Below are 3,353 nucleotides of genomic sequence, written 5' to 3'. Positions count from 1 at the left end.
TTTTTAAAGCTCGGGTTGAGCGGTTTAGTGGGCGCCGCGGGCTACGGCTTGGTTAAAGCCCTGGGGGAGGGGGCGTACGTTCACGAGCAGCTCCGGCCTGCTCTCAAAGCGCGCGGCGAGGATTACTACCGAGGCCTCTTTACGTATGATGCGGTGGTGCGGACGAGACCTGCGCCGGGAACTGCACCCAGGCGTGCGGCTGGCGGGCTTATACGCGGGGCGGGGTATTGCTCAAGACGGAACCCGCTGCCGACTACGACCGTTTCGACCCGGTGGCCCAAAAGGCCTACCTACCTCGGGGGTGTATGCGGGGGGCCTCCTACCCACGCTACATCTACGGCCCGATGCGGGTAAAGACGCCGCTTATAAGGGTTGGGCCGCGGGGTTCCGGCCGGTTCCGGCGGGCCTCCTGGGATGAGGCCTTGGAGTACATTGCCGACCGCTTGTTAGGTATCATCCGGGAAGACGGCGCCGAGGCGGTAACCTTCTTTTCCCCGATCCCAGCCTATAACTACATTTCTGCGGCCGGGGGATACCGGTTAGGCAACCTTCTCGGCGCTACGGGTCCCCTTTCCTTTTACGACTGGTACTGCGACCTTCCGGCGGGAGAACCGGAAACCTGGGGTGTACAGACGGAGGAATGTGAGGAGTGGGACTGGCTGAACGCCCGATGCTGCTCTGGCCCTTGGCATTGCCCGGGAACTGATCGCGCGCGGCTGGTACAATAAGGATTACGTACTCACCTTCACTGATATGCCCTTTCTGGTCCGTGAAGATACCGGGGCGTTTTTGCGCGAAAGTGATCTCGTCGCCGGGGGAAGCCCGTATAAGCTTTACGTTTGGGATCAAGGGCGCGACCAGCCGACGCTTGCACCAGGAACCTTGGGCGATGACCGGGATACCCTCGACTGGTCCGCGGTAGGGGTTGCGCCGGTGCTTGAGGTTACCCGGCCGATGACCCTCGCTGACGGGCGGCAGGTCACAGTGAAGAGCGTTTGGACGATGCTCCGGGAGAGGCTCGACCGCGATTACACCTCGGAAAGAGTCGCCGCAATTACCGGGGTGCACGCTGAGGCGATTGGTTTCCTTGCCCGGGAGCTTCACGAGCGTCACCCCGCGATGATCATTGAGGGCGGCGGTTGCAACCCCTGGTACCATAACGACCTCAATAACCGCGCGATGATTTTGCTTATGGCTTTAACGGGGAATGTTGGGGTTAACGGCGGCGGCTTTCACCAGTATACGGGCCAGTACCGGGTATGGCTGAAAGGGTTGCCGCAGTACGTCAAGTTGCTGGCGAGTAAAGCCTGTAACACGACGCTTTTTGTCTGGACCCACTTCGATAAGTAGCTCTGGCACCTGAAGATGTCTTGGGCGGAGATGTGCCGCGCCATTGAGCAGGGGGAGCTAAAAAACTGCCTGACGGCTCACCCGTCAGCACCAACCCCCGCGAAGCCTTCGCCTACCGCCAGTATCTATTAATTAAAGCGCTGGCGAATAAATGGATGCCGGTCTTCCCGGCGCCGCCGTAGCGGCCGCGAGGCATCTTCATCTGGCGGGGGAATTTTGTCAATAACGCCAAGGGAGGCTACCGGCTCCTGGAGTGGTTCAAAGACGAAAAGAAGCTTGATCTGGTCGTGACGATTGACTTCCGGATGTCCACTTCCGCCCTCTTTGCCGATGTGGTTCTGCCTTTGAGATCTTTAAACTCCTGGCGAAGGAGATCCAAGAAAAAGCCCGGGCGCTGCGAGCCGCGGGTGTTTGGGATGCGCGATGGTTTGATGAAACCCGAAAGGTGCGCCGGGACTACACCCAGGTCTACGACCTCTTTATCGACCGGGCAGGGAAAGAGCATCCCTTCTTTGCGGGGAAAGGCGAAGGGGCGCTGGATACGCCGGAGAAGGTAGCCCATTACATCGTCCGGCAGAGCCCTATCCTTTACCCGGATCCGGAGCGCTACCAGGCGCGGCGAGAGGCTTTTGCACCCGAGATCCAGCGGTTGATCGAAGCCTATCTGCGGGATAAAGACGCGGACGCTTATGCCGCCGGGCTCTTAGAATTATTAAAAGAGGGCCCTATTCCCTTCCCCGGCCTCCAGCCAGACCGGCCCCATAATCCCTTCCGGGAAAATGTGGCCCGAAAGCTCCCCTGGCCAGGCGGCGGCAAATACGCATCGCAACTCACTATCAGCAAGTACCCCTGCGTGATTCCGGTTAAGGCGAACAAGACGCTTACCGGACGTCAGCAGTTCTACATCGACCACTCCTACTACCTTGCTCTGGGCGAGGCGCTGCCGGTTTTCAAATGGCCGGAAGATGATCCTTTTAACGGTCGGCCTGCTCCCTTAAAACTAAGTACGCCCCACGGGTGGTGGCGGACCCACAGCACTTTCTCCGACAACGACATCCTCCTCCGCTTGCAGCGTTTCGAGGCTATGGTCTTGATCAACCCCCTGGATGCGCGAGCACGGGGCATTAGCGACGGCGATCTGGTGGAGGTGGTAAACGACTACGGCCGTTTGGTTTGCCGGGCGAAGGTGGTTCTGGGGATTAGGCGGGGGACGGTCCGCTCGGATCTGGTGGGCGATCGTGGAGACCCGGCCGGGGCCGGGCTACCCCCGTAACTGGGAGAAGTGTACCGCGCGCGGCGAATTGCCGGGACCCGAGGATTACGGGGAGGTTCCGGTTTTGGATTACAGCCGGCTACAGGACAACTTCGGCGGTAAGGTTCCTAAATTAGTTCCTGTGCGGGCACCAGATTTCGGCCCCAACTGGTATGAGGATGTGGGGGAAGGGAAGACCCCGCACGATGCCTGGTTTTTCTACCTGCACCTCTCCTGTACGCACTGCACTAATCCTGCCTGCGTGCGCGCCTGCCCGAGCGGGGCGATTTATAAGCGGGAGGACGGGATTGTTCTTATCGACCAGAGTCTTTGCAAGAGATTCAAGGCCTGCATCCAGGCCTGTCCCTATAAACGCATCTTTTGGAACAGCGCGTTACGTTTTTCCGAAAAGTGTATCCTCTGTTACCCTCGCCTCGAAGAAGGTAAGCCGCCGATGTGTGTGCAGGCGTGTACCGGTAAGGCGATATTTTTTGGGGACCTTGCGAACCCGGATAGCATAGTGAGCAAGTTGGTCTCAAAATACAGGGTGGCGCTGCCCCTTTACCCGGAGTACAACACGCAGCCGAATATCTTTTACCTTCTCCCGGTACTGACTCCGGCTAAGGGAGGAACGGACCGGCGACCCCAAGTTCAAATTCGCATCCCGCGCGCCGAGCTGCGCCGTCTCTTCGGTCCGGCGGTAGACCAGGCGGCGGCAACCCTTCTGGAGGCCAGAAATGCGGCAGCGCAG

The 3,353-nt window shown here is 59.5% G+C and carries 4 protein-coding genes; all 4 read left to right on the top strand.

The annotated features are described in order from the left end of the window. The first annotated feature begins 227 nt into the window (after nucleotides 1-227). On the top strand, nucleotides 228-728 hold the full coding sequence (locus ACUVTA_RS01760; protein ID WP_445951267.1) for a molybdopterin-dependent oxidoreductase: 501 nt from the start codon (nucleotides 228-230) through the stop codon (nucleotides 726-728). A 25-nt stretch (nucleotides 729-753) separates the two neighbouring features. After that, entirely contained in the window at nucleotides 754-1,350 is a 597-nt protein-coding gene (locus ACUVTA_RS01755; protein ID WP_445951266.1) for a hypothetical protein, read from the top strand. Nucleotides 1,351-1,795: 445 nt separating this feature from the next. Continuing rightward, entirely contained in the window at nucleotides 1,796-2,623 is an 828-nt protein-coding gene (locus ACUVTA_RS01750; protein ID WP_445951265.1) for a molybdopterin dinucleotide binding domain-containing protein, read from the top strand. Further along, on the top strand, nucleotides 2,589-3,353 hold a 765-nt coding region (locus ACUVTA_RS01745), incomplete at its 3' end, for a 4Fe-4S dicluster domain-containing protein (protein ID WP_445951264.1). The genes ACUVTA_RS01750 and ACUVTA_RS01745, both read left to right, overlap by 35 nt.

The organism is Thermodesulfitimonas sp. (assembly GCF_052743955.1).
Note: the sequence above shows the minus strand (reverse complement) of the source record. Positions and strands in the feature narration are given on the sequence as shown.

Bases quoted from the DNA above. Each gene is read 5' to 3' on its own strand.
- ACUVTA_RS01755 (WP_445951266.1), top strand. From the start codon at position 754: ATGCCCTTTCTGGTCCGTGAAGATACCGGGGCGTTTTTGCGCGAAAGT.